This window comes from Lichenibacterium dinghuense (assembly GCF_021730615.1).
Taxonomy (GTDB): Bacteria; Pseudomonadota; Alphaproteobacteria; order Rhizobiales; family Beijerinckiaceae; genus Lichenihabitans; species Lichenihabitans dinghuensis.
On record NZ_JAJLMN010000001.1, the window covers coordinates 254,270 to 273,710 of the forward strand.

The following is a 19,441-nucleotide window of genomic DNA, read 5'->3' on the forward strand; positions in this document are numbered from 1 at the left end:
ACATGCAGACCCGGGTCCTGTTCTACGTCCAGCACCTGCTCGGCATCGGCCACCTCGTGCGCGCCGGCCGGGTCGCGGCGGCGCTGTCCGAGGCCTTCGAGGTTCTGCTGGTGGTCGGCGGCGAGCTGCCGGCCGGCCTGCTGCCCGACAACGTCAGCCTGTTCGCCCTGCCGCCGGTCAAGGCCGGCCCGAGCGGCTTCTCGGCGCTGGTCCACCCCGACGGGCGCCCCTTCACGGCGGAGGACAAGGCGGATCGGCGCGACCTGCTGCTCGGCTGCTTCGACGAGTTCTTCCCCGAGGTCGTGCTGATCGAGGCCTTCCCGTTCGGCCGGCGCGCCATGCGCTTCGAGCTGCTGCCGCTGCTGGAGCGCGCCGCCGCGGCGGCGCAGCGCCCGCTCGTCGCCTGCTCGGTGCGCGACATCCTGCAGGACGCGCGGCCGGAGCGCCGGGCCGAGACCGTGGCGCTGATCCGCCGCCATTTCGACCTCGTGCTGGTCCACGGCGACCCGCGCCTCGTGCACCTGTCGGACTCGTTCCCCGAAGCGCAGCAGTTCGCCGATCTGATCGGCTACACCGGCATGGTGGGGCCGCGCCACGACGGCCTGCTGCACGGCGTCGACCACGCGGAGGACGAGCGTTTCGACGTCGTGGTGTCGGTCGGCGGAGGCGCCGTCGGGGCTCGGCTCGTCGCGGCCGCGCTGGCGGCCCGCCCCCTCAGCCAGCTCGCCGACGCCCGCTGGCTCGTGCTCACCGGACCAAACGCCGACGCCGTGCCGGAAGCCCCGGCGGCCCACGGCGTGTCGGTGCGGTACTTCGTGCCCGACCTCGCGGCGCGGCTCGCGCGGGCGCGGGTGTCGGTGTCCCAGGCCGGCTACAACACCGTGGCCGACCTCGTCGCGGCGCGCTGCCGGGCCGTGCTGGTGCCCTACGCGGCCGGGGGCGAGACCGAGCAGGCGCGCCGCGCGGCGCTCCTGGCCGAGCGCGGCCTCGCCGTGGTGGTGGAGGAAAAGGCGCTCGACGCCGCGACGCTCGCCGCCGCGGTCGATGCCGCGCTGGACCTGCCGCCGCCCGAGGTCGAGCTGTCGCTCGACGGCGCCGACCTGTCGCGCATCCTCATAGAGCGCCACCTCGGCGGGGCGTGAGCAGGACGCGTCAACGCGCGTCGGCGGCGTTCTGCAGGGCCGTCAGGACGTCGAGGGCCAGCCAGGGCTTCGGCAGGAAGGCCACGGAGGGGATCAGCAGGCTGTCCGGCCGGTCGAGCCCCGAGGTGACGAGGACCAGCGTCTTCGGCCAGGAGATCGAGATCCGCACCGCGAGGTCGAAGCCGTCGAGCTGGCCGGGCACCTGCACGTCCGTGAGCACGGCCGACACGCCGCCGCTCCGGCTCTCGATGAAGGCCAACGCCTCGTCGGCCGTCTCGAAATCCGCCACGGCGAGACCGGCCGCGTCGAGCATGGCGACGGCGTCGCTCCGTTGGAGCGGGTCATCCTCGACCACCACCACACAAGAATCTTTCACCGCGACCTCCGCCCGGCGGGACAACCTCCGGACGCGCCCGACGTTCCCGCAAAACGCGCAAATTCTTAAAGCTTCGTTCCAGCTGTGGAATGCCGCGCGCGAAGCGTGGTAACCCGCTCCGCGGCGAGGCGGCGTGGGGACCGGCGGGTGAAGATCGTATTCGTGCTCCTGGCCCACAACGCGGCGCCGCTCGTCGCCCGCGTGGCCCGGACCATGACGGCCACCGGCCACCGCATGGTGATCCACTACGACGCCAAGGTGCCGGAGGCCGAGTTCACGGCGCTCCGGTCCTCGCTGTCCGGCCTCGGCGACCGCGTGCGCTTCGCGGCGAGGGTGCGGGTGGGCTGGGGCGAGTGGTCGGTCGTGCAGGCGACCCTCAACGCCGTCGAGGCCATCGCGGAGGCGGGCTGGTCGCCCGACTACGTGTATCTGATGAGCGCCATGGACTACCCGACGCGCTCGGCGGCGGAGCTCGACGGCTTCCTGGAGCGCAACCGCGGCGACGAGTTCATCGAGAGCGTGCCCTCCGACACCGTGCGGTGGGTGAAGAGCGGCCCCCAGCGCGAGCGCTACCAGTATCGCTGGTATTTCAACTGGCGCGAGCACCCCCGGCTCACCGACCGGGCGCTGAAGCTCCAGAAGCGGCTCGGGATGCGGCGGCGCTTCGTGAACGACATGGTGCCCCACCTCGGCTCGCAGTGGTGGGTGCTCACCTGGCCGACGCTGCAGGCCGTGATGGAGATCGCGCGCCGACCCGAGGTGCTCCGCTTCTTCCGCACGACGCTCGTGCCCGACGAGCTGTTCTTCCAGACGCTGGTGCGCCGCGTCGTGCCGGACCACCGCATCATCAACTGCCCGCTGACGCTCTACCAGTTCACGGACTACGGCTACCCGGTGGTCTACCACGCCGACCACCTCGACTACCTGACGCGGCAGCGGTTCTTCATGGCCCGCAAGCTGTCGTCGCACGACATGGGCCTGCGCGACCTGCTCGACCCCTACTGGCGCGGCGAGACGGCGGCGAGGCCCTTCGTCGACGAGGACGTGGGCCTGCGCTCCACCGAATACGACGACTGGCGCCTCGCGCACCGCGAGGGCCCGCCGAACCGGCCGCTCGCGGGCGGGGGCGAGCGCGGCTGGGCGGCGAACCGCCGCGTCGCCAAGCCCTGCTTCGCGGTGCTGGGCACCAGCACGGCCGAGCTCGGCTTCGCCCACCGGGTCCTGTCCCGCGCCGCGAACGTCCGGCTGCACGGACAGCTGTTCCACCCGAGCGCGATCGAGTTCGCGGATCGGGCGGCCGCCTTCGCGTCCTACGGGGAGGCCGACGTCGAGATGCGCAACATGTCGGGCGTCGACTTCCTCACAGACGTTGTGCGGGCCGAACCCGACCGCTGGACGGGCTTCCTCCTGCGGGCCGAGCAGGGCGGCCCCGTCGTCGAGGACCTGGCGGGGCGGCCCGACGTGCGGATCGCGCTGATCGGCGGCGACCCGCTCGTGGCCTTCTCCGAGGTGCTGGGCGGGCCGCATCCGGCGCTGGGCGCCCCCTTCGACCCGGCCGCGCTCGACGACGTTCCGCCCGAGGCGGCGGCCAACCGCTTCCGCGTCTTCCTCAAGGCCTTCCACGGCCAGAACGGCGCGTCCGAGCGGCGCTTCAAGGCCGCCGTTGAGGCGCGGCCGAAGGGCTGGGCGCAGCGCTTCGACCCGCGCCGCATCGGCCCCGACTGGCTGAACCGGCTGGAGAACTGCCTCGGGCTCCGCATCGACATCACGTCCGAAGCGTTGGATGCGGAGCGCGTCGCCGCGGTGGAGGACTATCGCGCGCGCCGCCGCCGCGTGGTCGACCTGCTCGTGCGCGGCGGCATCGACCCCGTGGTGTTCGACGTGCTGGGGCACGGGGGCCAGAGCGGGTCCGAAGTGGCCAACGCCCTGGCGCTCCTGTGAGGGGCAGCCCGATCGAGGAGGGAGACGCCATGTTGGACGGGTCCATCCGCCGGGCGCTGGCGTCGCTGGCGCTGGGTGTCGGCCTGCTGTCGTCCGAGGCGGCGCGCGCGGAGGCGCCCTGCCCCGCCGTGCCGGCCCTGACGGTCCGGCGCTACGCGGGCCGCGTCGGCCACTACATCGCCGACCTCAAGACCTCGTTCGCCGAGCACGAGCTGTATTCGCCCGCGACCGCGATCACCCGCGCCAACTACCGCGCCGTGCTGGACGGGCTCCTGAACGGGGCCGGCGTCAACGGCGTGCGGCTGCCGATCGTGCCGGCCTACGGGGCGGAGGCCGACTATCCTCCGCTCTACCGCGACACCTACGCCTACGCGCGCGGGCTCGGCCTCACGATCTACGCGAGTCCGATGTCGGTCGGCATGAAGCCTTTCGTCGGCTGGTCGGACGATCGCTACGCGTCCTGGATCGCGGGCTACGCGGCGGCGTTCCGGCCGGACGTGCTGTCGCCCTTCAACGAGGCGGGGCTCGACAACCGGCGCATCGCGCGGATCACCGGCCTCGTGCGCGCCAAGCTCACGGTGCCGGTTCTGCTGATGGGGCCGGACCGGCAGCACGTCGCCCGCTCGGCGGAGAGCCTCGCGCGCGACCCCGCGGTGGCGGCGCTGTTCGACATCGTGGGCTCCCACAACGCCGACCGCGACGAGAGCGCCACCGCCCCGGCCTGGGAAGCGCTGGTCGCGGCCGCGAACGGGCGGCCCGTGTGGTCGAGCGAGAACCCCGCGCTGTGGAGCCGCGGGCAGGTCGACGGGCTGCCGGGCATGGACCAGGCGGTCGAGGGCGGCGTCGAGGGCGTCGTGGCCTGGATGGCCAAGCCCGGCCTCGTCGACGGCACCGGGCGCCCCACCGCGAAGGCCTGCGAGATCGCGGCGGGGCTGCTCAGGTAGGTCGCGGGGTTCTCGGAAACCGGACCGGCCTCAGAACCACTGGCCCGGGTTCAGCAGCCCGGCGTCGACGAGGTCGCGCGTGGTGCGGTAGCGGCGGCTCGCGTCCTGCAGCGGGGCGGCGTCGCGCAGCTTGAGGAGCCCCGGATAGGACGCCAGACCGCCGTCCTTCACGGCCACCGCCGCCTCGTGGCGCGCCGCGACCTTCAGGGTCTCCGGGCCGGCCAGCAGCGCGTAGCGCAGCACGCAGCCCGTGGGGCTCGAATGCCAGGGCGTGTGCGGGATGTTGAGGTAGGCCGGCACGACGAGGCGCGTGCCCGCCGCGTAGCCGTAGAACCACTGCCACTTCACCAGGGGCACGCGGTTCAGCGCCGGGCTCTGGCGCGGCTTCGCGCGGTGCAGCGTGCGGCGCTGCAGGCCGCCCCGCACGATGACGTTGCGGAACCGCCCCGGATCCAGCGTCACGAAGCCGAAGGCGTCGAAGCGGTCGAGCGCGGACGGCGGCGCGCCCTCGGCCGCGAGGTCGGCGGCAGGGCGCTCGCCGTACATCTCCACCACCAGGGCGTAGACGTGGTCGCGGCTCTCGGAATCGAGGAACTCGGTGAAGTCCGCGAGGGTGCGGCTCTCGCAGCGGTAGAAGACGAAGAGGTCGGTGGTCGCCATGGACAGGCACCAGCGCCCGGTCGCGTAGCGGCCGCGCAGCCCGTTGAGCCAGGTGAGCGAGGGGCCGCCCTCCGCGCCGGGGCGCGGGCGCCAAACGGCGCAGCCGGGCTGAGGGCCGAGATGCGCCGCGAGCCCGCCGTCGCGCGACAGGTCCAGGAACACGAAGTGCTTGGCGCCGAGCGCGCGGTGATGGGCCAGGAAGGCGTCCGCGAAGGCGTGGTCGCCGTGGTGGGACGCCACCACCACGCAGCCGCGGCCCGGCGGCGCGGCGGCCGGCCCGGCCTGGAGTTCCAGCGCCCGCAGGCTCAGCCGCGCCTTCAGCCAGGGCCACAACAGCACGGAGGCCACGCGCAGCGGCGCCTGCAGCTTGGACCAGAAGCCGCCGAGCCGCAGAGACTGGAACACGCGCACGCGGCGCCGCTGGCCCGCCATGGGGCCGCGGTTGGTGTTGACGCGCCGGGGCGGGATCACGGCGTCACCTCGACGATCGCGCTCAATCCCCGCCCCCGCCGTCCGTGGTGGTGGTCGTGACCACGCCGCGGCGCGTCGCGGTGGTGGTCGTCACGGGTCCGCGGAAGTCGTAGTAGATGCCGGCGATGCCGCGCATGATCTGCACCGCCTTGCTGAGCTCGACCGCGTCCGCGTTGGTGATCAGCACCGTGTCCTTGTCCCGCATCTGCACCGTCTGGGCGAGGAAGTAGCCCGCGGCCACGCGCAGATCCAAGTGGTAGATCACGGGCATCGGATCGGGCGCGCCGTCGAGGGCCTTCAGGCGCGCGTCGTCGGCGGGCAGCAGCCTGCGCAGCAGCGCCTTGGACTCGTAGCGCATCAGGAAGATCTGCCCCACGTTGGCGACGGCGTCGTTGCCGCCCCCAGCGCGGGCGACGGCCTCGGCCAGCGTCACGCGCTCGACGTTGAAGTCGTACTGCGACACCCGGAGCGCCGCGCCCAGTACGGAGAAGGAGCGCGGGTTGCGGATCAGCACGACGTTGTCGCCGGGCTCGACGCGGATGTTGTCGCGCGGGTCGTCGATCAGCCGCTGCATCCTGGCCCGCGCCACGCGGCCCCGGCGCACGAGCTGGACGTCGACGTCGTAGGGCGGGTCCTTGGGGCCGCCGGCCTCGGCGATCACGTCGAGCACGCGCTCGCCCCGCACCGTGATGGGCACGAGGCCGGGCTTGCCGACGTCGCCGTTGACCGAGGCGGTGTTCACCGTGGAGCTGACGAGGCTCACGACCACCTGCGGGTCGGTGGCCTTGCCGGCCAGCGACTTGGCGATGGCGCGGCCCGCCTGCCCCGGCGTGAGGCCCGCGACGTGGACCGTGCCGCCGAAGGGCACCGGCACCGTGCCGTCGAGCTCCACGACCTGGGACGGCAGGGTCGCGGTGTGGCCGCTCGCCGTCGGCGGCTTGTCGCCGCCCGCGCCGCTCAGCGCCGGCGCCGAGCCGAACAGCGGGATCGGCGCCACCTCGAACACCGACGTCGTGATGACGTCGCCGGGCTTCAGGACCAGGGCCGGCCGGTAGACGTCCGCCCCGAGCGACGAAAGCCCCGGGCGGCGGTAGGCCGACACGGCCCTGGCGATGGCCGGATCGAGGTCGAGGAGGACGTAGCCCGGCAGGCTCGAGGCGGCGCCCTGCGCCATGAACTCGACCGCGGTGGGGGCTCCGCTCGGCAGGACGGCGCAGCCCCCGAGGGCGCCCGCGAGCAGCGACAAGGCGCAGCCGAACGCCGCTGCCGACCTGACACCCATGGACACGAACACTCCGATGACGCCGGCGCCCCCGCGCGGCAGACGTCCGCGACCCTTAGATGATTGTTAAGGGTCGGGACGACGGTTGAACAGACGCGCGGGCCGGCCATCCACCGCCACGGGCGCGCAAAGGCGGCGGGAGCGGCCGAAAGGACACGCCCGTCAGCCCGCGATCTGGTCGCGCGCGGCGCCGAGCACCAGGCTGCCGAAGGCGAACAGGAGCAGCGCCGACAGGAGCACCGTCAGGGTGGCCTCGACCGGATAGGTGTAGCTCTCGTGCTGGGGCAGGTCGGGCGGGATGAAGTCGACGAGGTAGTTCTGCTTGGTGGCGGCGTCGGCCCGCGCCACGACGAGCCCCTGCTGGGCCGCCATATAGGCGTTCCTGGCGAACTCCTGCTCCAGCTGGAGCGCCTGATAGTCGTTGAGCACCTTGGAATAGGGCTCCGCCCCCGGCGCGCCGCCGGGCGCAGCGGCGGCGCCGGCCGGCTTGTCGGAGGCGAGGCGCCCCTGCTCGGCCTTGAGCTGGCCTTCGAGCGCGGACACCTTGGCCTTGAGCTGCGTCACGATGGGCGAGTTCGGCGCGAGCTGGCCCGAGGTCGTGGTGAGCTGGGCGCGCGCGTCGGCGAGCTGGGCCTCGATCGTTCCGACGATGGTGCCGAGCTGGCTCGCGGCGCGGGTGGGGTCCTGGTCGCCCTGCCGGTTCTGGAACTCCGTCAGGGCGGTGCGGGCCTTGCGCACGCGGTCCTCCTCGCGGCCGAGCTCGGCTTCCGCGAACTTGACCTCGTCGGCGCGGGCGCGGGACGTCAGCTCGTCGACCATGTCGTCGGCCGCCTTCACGATGGCTTTGGCGAGGGCCTGGGCGAAGGCGGGGTCGAAGGCGTCGACCTCCACCTTGATGTAGCCGCCGAGGCCCTGGCTCACCTGCACGCGGGAGCGGAAATAGTCGAGGAAGGTTTCGCGCGACGCATCGGGATCGAGCCGCGACAGCCAATCCATCGAGGGCGCGCTGAACTGCTTGCGCAGGTCGAGCTCGCGGTCGAGCTTGTCGGCCAGGGTGGAGGAGCGGAGGTACTCGTAGACGATGGTGCCGAGGTCGACCGTGTTGTTCTGCGCCGTGCCGGTGACGCTCTGCACGAGGCCGGAGGCGAGGCTCGAAGGGCCGCGGTAGGTCTGGTAGGTCAGCTCGAAGTCGGAGGTGTAGCGGGGCGTCGCCACGAACAGCGTGTAGAGCGCGGTCAGCAGCGTCGGCAGCAGCACCACGACGGCGAACCAGGCGACCAGACGGCGCGAGCGCGCGCGGCGGCGCTCCACCAGGGCCACGGCATATTGCGCGGTGGCGGGCCAGCCGACCGCTCCGCCGGGCTCGCGCGCTTCCGCAGGGGGCGGCGCCGGGCCGCGGCGCATCCCGATCACGCGGCCGGTGCGGTTCGGCGCCACGGCTTTCCCGTCCGGGCCCGATTTGACCAACGCGGTCCCGCCTTCCTCCACGTCGGTCATCCCTGCTTGCCAGCCTCGTGTTCGTCCACCGCTTCGCGCGGATCGGCGAAGGATCGCAGCACCCCGTCGCGCAGCGTGACGGCCACCTCGGCGTGCTGCATCACGAAACGCGGCTGCGATGTCGAGAAGATCACCCCGGCGCCGCGGTGGGCCGCCAGCGCGAAGCAGCGCGCCATCACCTCCGGGTCGATCTGGCTCACCTCATCGACGAGATAGCAGCCGAATGGGATCACAAATGTGGTGGCGGCCTCGAAATTGCGCCGCGTGCCGCCGTCCTGCCCCTTCAAGGGACGGTCGAGCAGCATGTCGGCCCCGGCCAACGACACGGCCGCCGTCAGGAGGCCGTCGGCGTGGAACCCGTAGGCGCGGGCGAGGAAGCGCAGGTTCTCCACCGCGCTGAGGCCGGGATGCATCAGGGGCGCCGCGTTGACGGCGGGGGACAGGGTGTCCTCGCCGGTCACCGCCCCGCGGTCGGGCCGGAGGGCGCCGGCGAGGAGCTGCAGCAGCGTGGTCTTGCCGGCCTTGCGGGGCGCCAGCACGCCGAGCCGCGCGTCGGTGGGCAGGCTGATCGTGCCCGGCAGCAGGACGACGTGCGGCGATGCGCCGACGCGCGGAAAGCTCTTCGCCGCGTCGATCAGGTGGATCAGTCGTGATCCGGGCAAGGTGCGCTCCGGTAGACGAGGAGGCCCGTGACCAGCAGCCCCACCGTGAACATCGCGGGGTAGCGCAGGTCGACCAGCCCCACCGGGTAGCCGGCGTCGAAGGCGTGGCGCTCGTGCTCGAGGAGGTGGAGCAGAGGGTTGTACCAGTAGTAGCGGGCCACCAGCGGCGGCGTCGTGGCGATGGAGAAGTACAGGCCCGAGGTGATGAATAGCCCCCAGGTGAGGAGCTTCTCCACCGTCTTCACGAAGGCCAGCCGCCGGCCGAGCCCCTCCAGCACGAGGCCGAGCCCGAAGCCCGAGCCGCCCGCCATGGCGAAGACGACGAAGGTCTGCCTCACGTTCGGCACGACGTCGTCGGCGCCGAGGACCTTCAGCGGCAGCAGCGCCAGCATGCAGAAGGCGAGGTTCAGGAGCAGGCCCCAGCCCGCCTTGGCGAGGCGCAGGTGCATGTCGGTGACGCCGGGCCAGGCCGTGGCGCCGCCAGGCCACTTGCCGCCGACCGAAGCGCCCGACCAGGTCGACTGAAAGGCGAACCAGACCGAGAAGCCGGCCAGCACGTAGGCCTCGATCGGGATCTGGCCCGGCATGGGCTTCCTGAGGAGGTAGAACATCCAGTAGTGGACGAACACCACCACGGCCGGCCGGACGAGTTCGACCAGGACGCCGAGCGCGCTGCTGCGGTGGTGGGCGCGGAGGTCGCGCAGCACCAGCGCGCGCAGCACCATCAGGTGGTCGGTGAGCCGCGGCCGGCGGCGCGCTCGCGCGATGGCCCTGAGCGTCGCGGCCGTGACGATGGCTTCCACGTCGGCCGGACGCGGCGGCACGGGGGCGGGGGCCGCGGGCTGCGCGACGGCGCCGACCGCCGCCGGCCGGGGCCTGACCGGCGGCGACGGCACCCCGGCGGGAAGCGGCGCGCCCGCGCCGGCCGCGGTCGGCTCGCCCTCGCGCGCCCGCCGCAGGGCGAGGTCGGCGCGCAGCCGCTCGCGCTCGGGTTCGAGCGGCCCGCCCGCGCCGGAGCGCGCGATCTGCGCTTCGGCCGCGCCGAGGCCGCCGAGGGCGAGATGGCAGCGCGCCGCGGCGAGGCACACCGCGGGGTCGTCCGGCCGGAGCGCCAGGGCCTCCTCGACGGCCGCCAGGGCGGGCCGGTGCTGGAGGCGGCGGCCGAGCGCCGCGGCGAGCTGGAGCCGCAGCGCCACAGCGGCGGGCCGGAGCGCCGCCGCGGCCTTGAGATGGGCGATGCGGCCCCGGCCGTCGTCGGCCCGCGCGGCGAGGCGGGCGCCGAACAGCGCGGCGCGGAGGTCGGCGGGGTCGAGGCGCGCCGCATCCTCGCAGGCGCGGCGGGCCTCGACGAGGCGGCCCGCGGCGGCGAGCGCGCGGGCGAGGCAGAGCCGCGGTGCGGCGTCGCCGGGCGCGAGCGCGGCCGCGGCCTCGAAGCGCGCGGCCGCGGCGGCGAAGTCGCGGCGCCGGAAGGCCGCGACCGCGTCGCGCGCGTCAACCGGAGCGGGGAGTTCCGAAACCGTCATGCCGTGCCGTGTCGAGGACCGCGCACCCTGCCTCCGCCCCCGGCCGCACGCATGGTCGACCGCTAGCACAACCCATGCCCAGCGTCGATGCGCGGGACAGTGCAGGACGCTGCAGCCGCTGCCGTCGGAGTCGTATTTTCGCCTCCGAGCATTCACCTTTCGGCGGAGCGATCCGACGGCCGGCGTCACCGCCCGAGGCGGTTCGCCAGGAAATCCACCGCCTCGCCCAGGAAGCCGCGCCAGCCGCCCGTGTCGGCGGCGGTGCGGAGCGTCAGCGGCGCGCCGCGCTCGCGCGCCGTCTCGGCCAGGATCTCGCCCTGGGCCGGGCTGTGGACGTAGTCGGCGGGCGCGCTGTCGGGCGGCAGGGGCTCGGCGGCCTTGCCGTACCAGGCCAGCACCGGCGGGCCGCCGGCGTGGAGGGTGTGGATCGGGGACGCGTCGGCCTCGGCGTCGCGGAAGCGGGCGTCGGCGAGATCGGCCGTCGAGGCGGCACCGTAGAACTGCGCCAGCCACCGCGGCAGCCGGTCGGTGTGGAGGCGGGCCGCGATGTCGGCTGGGTCGTAGGTCGCCTGCGCGTTGCCAGTCACGACCGCGGCGACGGCGGTCGACTGGCGCAGGACGGGGTCGGGCGAGGCGGGGTCGGCCGCGTCGGGGTGGAACGCCACCCAGAGGGCCACGCCAGCGCCGGCCGACAGGCCCATCAGAGCGACGCGCGAGGGGTCGAGGCCGTAGTCGGCCGCGTGGGCGCGCAGCCATTGCACCGCGCGCGCGCCGTCCCGCATGGGCGTCGGAAAGTGCACCGCCGGCGCGAGCCGGTAATCCGCGCAGGCGAAGGCGATGCCGCGCTGCCCGAGCAGGGCCGTGAGCTGCGGAGCGCAGGGGTGCTTGTCGCCGCCCACGAAGGCGCCGCCGTGGAAATACACGACGACCGGCGCCGGCCCGCCGCCGTCCGGCACGTGAAGGTCGAGGCTCTGCAGCCCGTCCGGGCCGTAGCGCAGGTCCGGATAGGTCGCGGACCGCGCCGGCAGGACCGCCGCCGCGCAGGCCAGGGCGGCCGCGACGATCCGGAGCCGCGTCACCGCGGCTTCTGCGCCACGGCGAAGAGGTGCGGCGTCATGAAGGACGAGCGCAGCTCCTTCACGTCGAACCCGTCGAGCACGAGGCGGCGCAGGCCCTGCGGGCTCAGGCGCATGTGGTCGCCGCCCGCGGCCGCCACGGCGGCCGTGGCGGTCATGAAGGTGATGGGGTTGCCGCTGGCGCCCACGACCTTGACGCCGAACTTGTTGCTCCGGCCGAAGCCGCGGGTGCAGACCACGAGCGAGCCGCCCGGCGCCAGCACGCGGCGGATCTCGGCCGCGGTGAGCCAGAAGCGGGGGTCGCGCTCCAGCGCCCGGTCCCAGATCACGGCCGAGAAGCAGCCGTCGTCGAACAGCGGCGCGAGGTCGTTGGGGTCGCCCTTGTGGAAGTGGACGCCGTTCGCCTCGCCGCCGTCGCCGGCCAGCACGACGTGGCGCTCGAGCCCCTGCAGGAAGGGCGCGTTGGCCACCGCGCCGTCGCGCGAGCCTCCGGCGATCTCCAGCACCGGGCCGGCGAGGCCGTGGGTGCGGAACAGCGTGGCATATTCCTCGATCACCTTGGCGCGCATGCCGGGCTTGGGCGCGGGATCGGTCTCGACCAGGCTCATGGTTCCGTGTGTCCTCCCTGAGCGGCGACCGCCGGGCTCGGCGCGCCGGGGCGGAGGTGCGACAGCACCTCGCCCATCATGATCGTCCCGTAGTCGGCGTTGCCGTGATGCGGGTCGCCGGCCTGGCCGAACTCGGGCCGGGTGAAGCCTTCCGGGTCGCGGCAGCGCTCCGGCACGTCCACGACCTGCACGCCCATCCGGTCGAGCTCGGCGCGGATCGTGGCGCGGTAGAGCGCGTCGACGCGCATCACCACCGCGGCCGGCGTCTTCTTCAGCGCGGGATGGTGGCGGAACGGGCGCGGCGCCTCGACGGCGAAGACGCGCCGGCCGAGCCGCCGCAGCAGTGCCACGAGGTCCAGCATCGGGCGCTGGTCGTCGAGGGCGAGGCGGCGGACGGTGCCGCTCGACACGGGGACCGCGCCCGCCAGTGCCATGTCGGCCGGGGCGTGGTCCTGCCAGGCCGCGCCGCGCCACAGCCGGACGGGGTGCAGCAGCGCCGACACCCCGTAGACAGTGCCGGGCGGGTCCTCCGCGCGGGGCAGCCGGTCGAACTGCCGGCGATACTCCGGCAGCGTCACCTCGGCGTGGTCGCCGCGGTCGGCGAAGAAGGGCTCCGTGGCGAGGTGGCCGCCGCCGAGCGGGCGCACCGTGAGGCGGACCTCGTCCGGCCACCGGCCGTCCGCCGCGATGGTCTGCTGTCCGCGGTGCAGGGCGGCGGTGTGGCTGTCGCCGAAGATCAGGACGTCCACGGTCAGTAGCGCCCGAAGGCCGAAGCCAGCTCTTCGTCGCAGAGCACGCGCTCGGCGTCCTCCGGCGCCGTCGCGGGCGCGGGCGCCGCGGCACCGCCGCCGACCTTGACGCGCGCCCGGGCCGGGGCCGCGGGCGCGTGTTCGGCGAAGAAGTGCTCCATCACGTGGCGCACGCCGGCGGCCGACACAGTCCGCATGTCGGCGTTGTAGAACATGGCCCGCATGGGCGGCGCGGTGGTGATCTCGTAGCCGGGGAAGTAGTCCACGAAGGGGTACTTGTCGGCGAGGGCGCCGGCGACCCCGCGCAGGAGCGACTTCGAATAGGTGTTGGCCACGACGACGTGGTCGGGCGTCGCGGTCGCCATGATGGACACGGGGCTGACGGTGAACAGGAAGTGCATGTCGCCGTTGATGGCGCGTAGGCGCGCGATCACCGCCTCCATGTCGGCCAGCACCTCGGCGAAGGACAGGTTGAGGAAGCTGTAGCGCGACGGGTCCCATTCGCCGCCGCCCGTGCCGGGCGCCACGGGGAAGACCGCGCCGTCGACCCGCGACATCCAGGTCTCGGTCATGCCGAGCGTGAACACGAAGGCGTCCGTCCGCTCGAACAGCTCGACCACGCGGGCGAGGTGGTGGCGCCGCAGCACCTCCACCTCCTCGGCCGTGCCGACGGCACCGGGCTCGATGTTGGGGCGGAACGGGTCGACGAAGCCGTCGCCCCGCGCCCAGGCGCGGTCGACGGGGTCGATCTCGCCCGCGGCGCGCTGCAAGAGCTGGAGGAGCTGGCGCGCCGTGTACAGGTTGCCGTAGCGGGCCGAATAGATGCCGTAGCCGTGGTCGAGGTGCATCTCGGGCGCCAGGAAGCCCGGCGCGGGCTCGACGTCGAGGTAGTCGGCGCCGCGCCGGCGCATCTCGCGGCCGATGTGCTGGGCGAAGCAGGACCCGCCGGTGGCGAGGCGGCGGCCCTCCAGCGCGAACTTCCTGCGGTACCAGCCCCCGATCTCCAGCGGGTGGACGCCCTCGACGCTGCGGCGCCAGAACGCGCGGTCGGGCTGATCCTTGTAGGGGTGGTGACGCCCTTCCGCCATCTGACCTCTCGCTGACCTCTCGACCCGGCGATCACGCTCGGCACGCCCGCATGGGACCACAGAACGCCGCGCCATGTCGATTTTTTGACGCGACGCCCGACGCATGCCGCCCGGTGAAGCGAATCGCCGCCCCCCGGCCCCGCGGCCCGATCGCGGCAAACCCGGGGCGCCCCCGCGACGTTGCCCTCCCGGAACGACGGACATCGGACAGGGGGAAACCGGGGATGCAGCAGCAATGGCCTTCGCGGCTTTGGATCGTCAGGCACGGGGAAAGCGCCGGCAACGTCGCGCGCGATGCCGCCATGCGGGCCGGCGCCGCCCGCATCGACATCGAGACCCGCGACGTCGACGTGCCCCTGAGCGCGCTCGGCGAGCGCCAAGCCGACGCGGTCGGCCGCTGGTTCGCCGCCCTGCCCGAGGCCGAGCGGCCCGACACGCTGCTGGTGTCGCCCTACACCCGCGCGCAGCAGACGGCGGCGCGCATCCGGGGCGCGGGCGGCCTCGTCCGCGGCGCGCCGGAGTCCATCGTCGACGAGCGGCTGCGCGAGAAGGAGTTCGGCGTGCTCGACCGCCTGACCTCGACCGGCATCCGGGAGCTCTACCCGGACGAGGCGGAGCGGCGCGGCGCGCTCGGCAAGTTCTACTACCGCCCGCCCGCCGGAGAGAGCTGGTGCGACGTGATCCTCCGGCTCAGGAGCGCGCTCCATACGATGTCGCTCCACCACGGCGGCGGGCGGGTCCTCATCGTCGGCCATCAGGTCGTGGTGCTGTGCCTGCGCTACCTCATCGAGACGCTCACGGAGGCCGAGATCCTCGCCATTGACGCCGAGGGCGACGTGGCGAACTGCTCCGTCACCGAATACCGCTTCGACGCGGCCGAGGGCATCGACGGCCGGCCGCGGCTGGAGCGCTACAACTTCGTGGCCCCGCTGGAGGACGCGGGCGCGCCCGTGACCACGGCGCCCGACGCCAACCCCGGAGCCGCGCGGTGACCTCCACCGTCCCGCTGACCGCGACCCTGCTGCGCACCATGGCGCTGCCGAAGCCCGAGGAGGGCAGCAAGGACGGACGCGGTTGCGCCCTGGTGGTGGCCGGCTCCGTCGAGGTGCCGGGCGCGGCGCTGCTGTCCGCCGAGGGCACGCTGCGCGCGGGGGCCGGCAAGCTGCAGGTCGCCACCGTGCGCGCCGCGGCCATGCATGTGGGGCTCGCCGCGCTCGAAGCCATGGTGATCGGCCTCGCCGAGACGGAGGACGGCGGCATCGAGCCCGGCGCCGCGGCGGAGCGGCTCGGCCCAAAGGTCGAGCGCGCCGACGCCGTGCTGATCGGGCCCGGCCTGGCCGAGGGCAGCGACGCGATCGCGCTCACGGCGGCCCTGCTGGCGAAGGACCCCTCGACCGCCTTCGTGCTCGACGCGGCGAGCCTGTGCGGCCTCGCGGACCACGCGGCGGCCGTGCGGGCCTGCGGCGGGCGCGTGGTCGTCACCCCGCATGCCGGCGAGATGGCGCAGCTGCTCGGCCGCAGCCGCGAGGAGATCGAGGCCGACCCGCTCGGGGCGGCCCGCGCCGCCGCCGACCTCCTCGGCGCCGTCGTGGTGATGAAGGGTGCGCAGAGCCGGATCGTCGCGCCGGACGGCCGCGCCTGGACCTACGGGGGCGGGGGCGTCGGGCTCGCGACCTCGGGCTCGGGCGACGTCCTGGCCGGGATCGTCGTGGGGCTTCTGGCCCGCGGCGCCGATGCCGCGCAGGCGGCGCTGTGGGGCGTGTTCGTCCACGGGGAGGCAGGATCGCGGCTGGCCGGATCCTACGGCCCGATGGGCTATCTCGCGCGCGAGCTCGCCGCCGAAGTGCCGCGCATCCTGCACGAGGTGGAGCGCGCGGATTGACGCGCCGGAGGTTCGGACGGGCGGCGCTGTTTCGGCCTGCCCGCCCGGCCCGGCCGTGGCATAGAGAGCGGCAGGTGTTTCGGAGGGGTCCCATGGCGCCGGGCAGCATCATCCGTGGCCTCTGGCTGGGCGGGGCCCTGCTGCTCCCCGCCGAGGCAGGCGCGCAGACCGCCAACGGCAGCCCCACGGCTCCGGCGCCGCCCGGCCTCGTCGGCACGCCGCGCCCGATCTCGCGCACGGCCCCGAGCACCCGCGAGCGGGCCGTGAAGTCCGGCTCAACCCTGCCCGACACCAAGCTGACCCCCCCGCCGAAGCCGACCGCCGCCGAGCTGGCCGAAAAGCGCAAGCTCGACCATGACCTCAAGATCTGCATCGGCTGCTGAGCCACGCCGCAGCGGGTCGTCTTCGGGCACGATCGAGCGGCCGCGTTATCGTCCCGCCGGCGCGATGCCGCTTTCGACGTTGCGCATCGTCGAAGAATGGCATAAACATATCTTTATATGTTTAGGCAGCAGGCGATGACCCAGGCCGTATTCCCCTTCACCGAAGCCCTGGCGGCGCTCGAAGCGGCCGGCGAGAGCACGCGGCTGCGGCTCCTGGCCCTGCTGGCCGAGGCCGAGCTGACGGTGAGCGAGCTCGTCACGATCCTCGGACAGTCGCAGCCGCGCGTGTCGCGCCACCTCAAGCTGCTCGTCGAGGCGGGCCTGGTCGAGCGGCACCGCGAGGGGGCCTGGGCCTTCTTCACCGCGGCCTCCCACGGGGCCGGGGCCGGCCTGGTGCGCGACATCCTGGGCCGCATCGACCCCGAGGACGCCATCCTGCGCGCGGACAACGGCCGGCTGGCCGAGGCGCGCCGCGACCGCACGGCTTCGGCGGAAAGCTACTTCGCCGCCCAGGCGCCGAACTGGGACCGGGTGCGGGCGCTGCACGTGCCCGAGGAGCGGGTCGAGGCCGCCGTGCTGGACGCGGTGGGCGACGCGCCCGTGCGGGCGCTGCTCGACCTCGGCACCGGCACCGGCCGCATGCTGGAGATCCTGGCGCCGCGCGCCGCACGCGCGGTCGGCATCGACGGCAGCCACGCCATGCTGAACCTCGCGCGGCTGCGCGTCGAGCGGGGGGCTCTGCGCAACGTGCAGCTCCGCCAGGGCGACCTTTACGCGCTGCCGGTCGAGCGCGACGGCTACGACCTCGTCGTGATCCACCAGGTGCTGCACTATCTCGACGAGCCCGCCCGCGCCCTGCGCGAGGCCGCGCGCGTGCTGCGCCCCGGCGGGCGGCTGCTCGTGGTCGATTTCGCACCCCACGCCGACGAGACGCTCCGCGCCGCCCACGCGCACCGGCGTTTGGGCTTCGCCCGCGCGGAGGTCGACGGCTTCATGCGGGACGCCGGGCTCGATCCGCTGCCCGGCCGCGACCTCGCCCCCCTGCCCGGCGAGGCCGACAAGCTCACCGTGTCGCTGTGGATGGCGCGCGACCGCCGCAGCCTCGCGGCCGAGGCGCCGCCGCTCCGGCAGGCCGTGGCCTGATCCTCACCCCTTCTTCCGCTCAGGACGCCCCGATGACCGCTCCCGATACCCTGCGCCCGAGCCGCCTGCCGGGCGCCCCGATCCGCGTCTCCTTCGAGTTCTTCCCGCCGAAGTCGGCCGAGGCCGAGGCCAGCCTGTGGCGCTCGATCGAGCGCTTGGCGCCGCTCGACCCGGACTTCGTGTCCGTGACCTATGGGGCCGGCGGCTCGACGCGCGAGCGCACCCACAACACGGTGGCGCGCCTCGTGCGCGAGACGCGTCTGAAGCCCGCCGCCCACCTCACCTGCGTGGGTGCGACGCGGGGCGAAATCGACGATGTGGTGCGCGGCTATTGGGACGCCGGGGTGCGCCACGTCGTGGCGCTGCGCGGAGATCCCGCCGGCGGGCCTGGCACGGCCTACGAGGCCCATGCCGGCGGCTACGACAGCTCGGCCGACCTCGTGCGCGGCATCAAGGCGCTCGGCGACTTCGAGGTGACGGTGTCGGCCTATCCCGAGAAGCACCCCGAGAGCGCCACCTTCGACGCCGACCTCGACGGCCTCCAGGCCAAGGTCGACGCCGGCGCGACGCGCGCCATCACCCAGTTCTTCTTCGACAACAGCCTCTACGAGCGCTACGTCGAGCGCGTTCGGGCGCGCGGCATCGCGATCCCGATCATTCCCGGCATCGCGGTGATCCAGAACTTCAAGCAGACGGCCAACTTCGCCCGCAAGACCGGCGCTTCCGTGCCGGACTGGCTCGCCGACCGCTTCGCCGGCCTGGAGAACGACCCCGCCACCCACCAGCTCGTGGCGGCCGGCGTCGCGGCCGAACAGGTGCTGGACCTCGTCGACGCGGGCGTGCGCGACTTCCACTTCTACACCATGAACAGGGCGGAACTCGTCTACGCGATCTGCCGCCTGCTCGGCCTCAAGCCGGAAGCGGAGCGCGCCGCGGCCTGACGGCGGTCTCCGGCGGAGGCTCAGGCGCCGGTGGCGACGCCCATGCCGGGCGCTGCCGAGACGGGGCGGGGCGCCGATCCCGGCCTGATCGTCTGGCGCATCATCCGCTTGGCCTTGCCGACCGCGCGCGTCACCAGCGCCACGGGCGCCGGCAGCGGGCGGTGGAAGAAGGCGAGCTTGCGGACGTGGGTTTCCACGGTCCAGTGCACCACCGCGCCCGCCGGGAATAGCACGACGTCGCCGGGGCCGAGGCGGCGGGCCGGCGCGCAGCCGTCGTCGAGCACGACCGAGCCTTCGAGGATGTGGATCGTCTCGTCCGAGTCGTAGCGCCACTCGAACTCGCCCGGCGTGCAGTCCCACACCAGCGTGCAGGCCGCGCGGTCGCGGCTCGACGACAGCAGCGCGTTGCGGGCCACGGGATTGCCCCCCCGGATCCAGGCAGGGTTGATCGGCGACGGCCTGAGGTCGACAGCGGTGGTTCCGCAGACCATGGGCTGGGTGGGCAAGACGTCTCTCCTCGAATCTGTCGCGATGACGTCTGCACTGTATCGGCTCGATCGCTAACGGCCGGCCAATCGTGGCAACTCGGCATGGTATCGCGAGGCATCCGAAGCGCGAATATCGCCGTTAAGATTAAACGAGCAATAGGATCGAGTTACGAACTCCTCAGACTGTAGAGCATTGTATCGACATCGGCCCACCAAACCTGCGATCCGGCCCCCCGTCCGTCGTCGAACTGGAGCGTTTCGATGGTGCAGCATTCCCCCGCGGACCCGCTCGACGCCGTCTCCGACGACCGGCTGTCCTTCACGGACGTGACGTTGCTGGCGTTCCTGGCCGTGTCGGCCGTCGTCCTGGCGGCCCTCCTCCTGCTCGGGGCAGTGTCGGCCGAGCATCGGATCGCGGCCGTGCTCGGCCAGTGGTGAAAGCAACTGGCGGTCTGAGCCAGAAGTGGGCGACGCCCGCAGGATGGCATCGGCGCTTCCAGCCCACACGAGCGGCTTCGGGTCCACGTTGGTGCGAGCCACGGAGGCGCCGGTGGCGGCCTCAAGCGCGTCGGTATCGGCGAAGGC

At 73.6% G+C, this 19,441-nt stretch carries 20 protein-coding genes; 9 read left to right on the plus strand and 11 right to left on the minus strand.

The features are described from left to right. Positions 1-2: 2 nt before the first annotated feature. On the plus strand, positions 3-1,142 hold the full coding sequence (locus L7N97_RS01200; RefSeq protein WP_237476563.1) for a glycosyltransferase family protein: 1,140 nt from the start codon (positions 3-5) through the stop codon (positions 1,140-1,142). A 10-nt stretch (positions 1,143-1,152) separates the two neighbouring features. On the opposite strand, the gene L7N97_RS01205 is transcribed toward L7N97_RS01200, so the two are convergent. Further along, entirely contained in the window at positions 1,153-1,518 is a 366-nt protein-coding gene (locus L7N97_RS01205) for a response regulator (RefSeq protein WP_237476564.1), read from the minus strand. A gap of 147 nt (positions 1,519-1,665) precedes the next feature. Between L7N97_RS01205 and L7N97_RS30105 the strand changes: the two genes are divergently transcribed. Both L7N97_RS30105 and L7N97_RS01215 read left to right on the plus strand, forming a co-directional pair. Then, the gene (locus tag L7N97_RS30105) at positions 1,666-3,459 is read left to right on the plus strand and encodes a beta-1,6-N-acetylglucosaminyltransferase (protein WP_237476565.1); all 1,794 of its coding nucleotides are present in this window, start codon (positions 1,666-1,668) and stop codon (positions 3,457-3,459) included. Positions 3,460-3,488: 29 nt separating this feature from the next. Continuing rightward, positions 3,489-4,403: a glycoside hydrolase family 30 protein gene (locus tag L7N97_RS01215; RefSeq protein WP_237476566.1), complete on the plus strand. Its 915-nt coding sequence runs from the start codon at positions 3,489-3,491 to the stop codon at positions 4,401-4,403. Positions 4,404-4,433: 30 nt separating this feature from the next. Here the strand turns inward: L7N97_RS01215 and L7N97_RS01220 are convergent, their stop codons facing one another. From L7N97_RS01220 to L7N97_RS01260, 9 genes are all read right to left on the minus strand, one after another. Continuing rightward, on the minus strand, positions 4,434-5,534 hold the full coding sequence (locus L7N97_RS01220; RefSeq protein ID WP_237476567.1) for a glycosyltransferase family 2 protein: 1,101 nt from the start codon (positions 5,532-5,534) through the stop codon (positions 4,434-4,436). Positions 5,535-5,556: 22 nt separating this feature from the next. After that, on the minus strand, positions 5,557-6,816 hold the full coding sequence (locus L7N97_RS01225) for a polysaccharide biosynthesis/export family protein (protein WP_237476568.1): 1,260 nt from the start codon (positions 6,814-6,816) through the stop codon (positions 5,557-5,559). Between the two features lie 162 nt (positions 6,817-6,978). Beyond that, positions 6,979-8,313 (minus strand): KpsE/RkpR family capsule polysaccharide export protein, encoded by a 1,335-nt coding sequence (locus L7N97_RS01230; RefSeq protein ID WP_237476569.1) that lies wholly within the window; start codon positions 8,311-8,313, stop codon positions 6,979-6,981. Continuing rightward, entirely contained in the window at positions 8,310-8,975 is a 666-nt protein-coding gene (locus L7N97_RS01235; RefSeq protein ID WP_237476570.1) for a P-loop NTPase family protein, read from the minus strand. Before L7N97_RS01235 ends, L7N97_RS01230 begins: the two co-directional genes overlap by 4 nt. Next, positions 8,957-10,498 carry an ABC transporter permease gene (locus L7N97_RS01240; RefSeq protein WP_237476571.1) on the minus strand — a complete coding sequence of 514 codons (1,542 nt, stop codon included), beginning with the start codon at positions 10,496-10,498 and terminating at the stop codon, positions 8,957-8,959. The genes L7N97_RS01235 and L7N97_RS01240 overlap by 19 nt, the downstream gene beginning before the upstream one ends. 185 nt (positions 10,499-10,683) lie before the next feature. Further along, positions 10,684-11,577: an alpha/beta hydrolase gene (locus tag L7N97_RS01245; protein ID WP_237476572.1), complete on the minus strand. Its 894-nt coding sequence runs from the start codon at positions 11,575-11,577 to the stop codon at positions 10,684-10,686. Continuing rightward, on the minus strand, positions 11,574-12,182 hold the full coding sequence (locus L7N97_RS01250; protein WP_237476573.1) for a methyltransferase domain-containing protein: 609 nt from the start codon (positions 12,180-12,182) through the stop codon (positions 11,574-11,576). Before L7N97_RS01250 ends, L7N97_RS01245 begins: the two co-directional genes overlap by 4 nt. Then, positions 12,179-12,931, minus strand: a complete 753-nt coding sequence (locus L7N97_RS01255; protein WP_237476574.1) for a hypothetical protein — start codon at positions 12,929-12,931, stop codon at positions 12,179-12,181. The genes L7N97_RS01250 and L7N97_RS01255 overlap by 4 nt, the downstream gene beginning before the upstream one ends. 2 nt (positions 12,932-12,933) lie before the next feature. Beyond that, positions 12,934-14,019 (minus strand): GSCFA domain-containing protein, encoded by a 1,086-nt coding sequence (locus L7N97_RS01260; RefSeq protein WP_237476575.1) that lies wholly within the window; start codon positions 14,017-14,019, stop codon positions 12,934-12,936. A gap of 224 nt (positions 14,020-14,243) precedes the next feature. Between L7N97_RS01260 and L7N97_RS01265 the strand changes: the two genes are divergently transcribed. The 5 genes from L7N97_RS01265 (at position 14,244) to metF (ending at position 18,368) form a co-directional block, all read left to right on the plus strand. Next, positions 14,244-15,011: a histidine phosphatase family protein gene (locus tag L7N97_RS01265; RefSeq protein ID WP_237476576.1), complete on the plus strand. Its 768-nt coding sequence runs from the start codon at positions 14,244-14,246 to the stop codon at positions 15,009-15,011. Positions 15,012-15,049: 38 nt separating this feature from the next. Next, complete coding sequence (locus L7N97_RS01270; protein WP_237481982.1) at positions 15,050-15,901, plus strand: NAD(P)H-hydrate dehydratase; 852 nt, start codon at positions 15,050-15,052, stop codon at positions 15,899-15,901. 92 nt (positions 15,902-15,993) lie between these two features. Further along, entirely contained in the window at positions 15,994-16,284 is a 291-nt protein-coding gene (locus L7N97_RS01275; protein WP_237476577.1) for a hypothetical protein, read from the plus strand. A 135-nt stretch (positions 16,285-16,419) separates the two neighbouring features. Beyond that, complete coding sequence (locus L7N97_RS01280) at positions 16,420-17,427, plus strand: metalloregulator ArsR/SmtB family transcription factor (protein WP_237476578.1); 1,008 nt, start codon at positions 16,420-16,422, stop codon at positions 17,425-17,427. A 32-nt stretch (positions 17,428-17,459) separates the two neighbouring features. Continuing rightward, a complete protein-coding gene (metF, locus tag L7N97_RS01285; RefSeq protein ID WP_237476579.1) occupies positions 17,460-18,368 on the plus strand; it encodes a methylenetetrahydrofolate reductase [NAD(P)H] in 909 nt (302 codons plus the stop codon). Between the two features lie 20 nt (positions 18,369-18,388). Here the strand turns inward: metF and L7N97_RS01290 are convergent, their stop codons facing one another. Further along, positions 18,389-18,874: a cupin domain-containing protein gene (locus L7N97_RS01290; RefSeq protein WP_237476580.1), complete on the minus strand. Its 486-nt coding sequence runs from the start codon at positions 18,872-18,874 to the stop codon at positions 18,389-18,391. A gap of 243 nt (positions 18,875-19,117) precedes the next feature. On the opposite strand from L7N97_RS01290, the gene L7N97_RS01295 reads away from it, so the two are divergent. Further along, positions 19,118-19,294: a hypothetical protein gene (locus L7N97_RS01295; RefSeq protein ID WP_237476581.1), complete on the plus strand. Its 177-nt coding sequence runs from the start codon at positions 19,118-19,120 to the stop codon at positions 19,292-19,294. Positions 19,295-19,441: the final 147 nt, after the last annotated feature.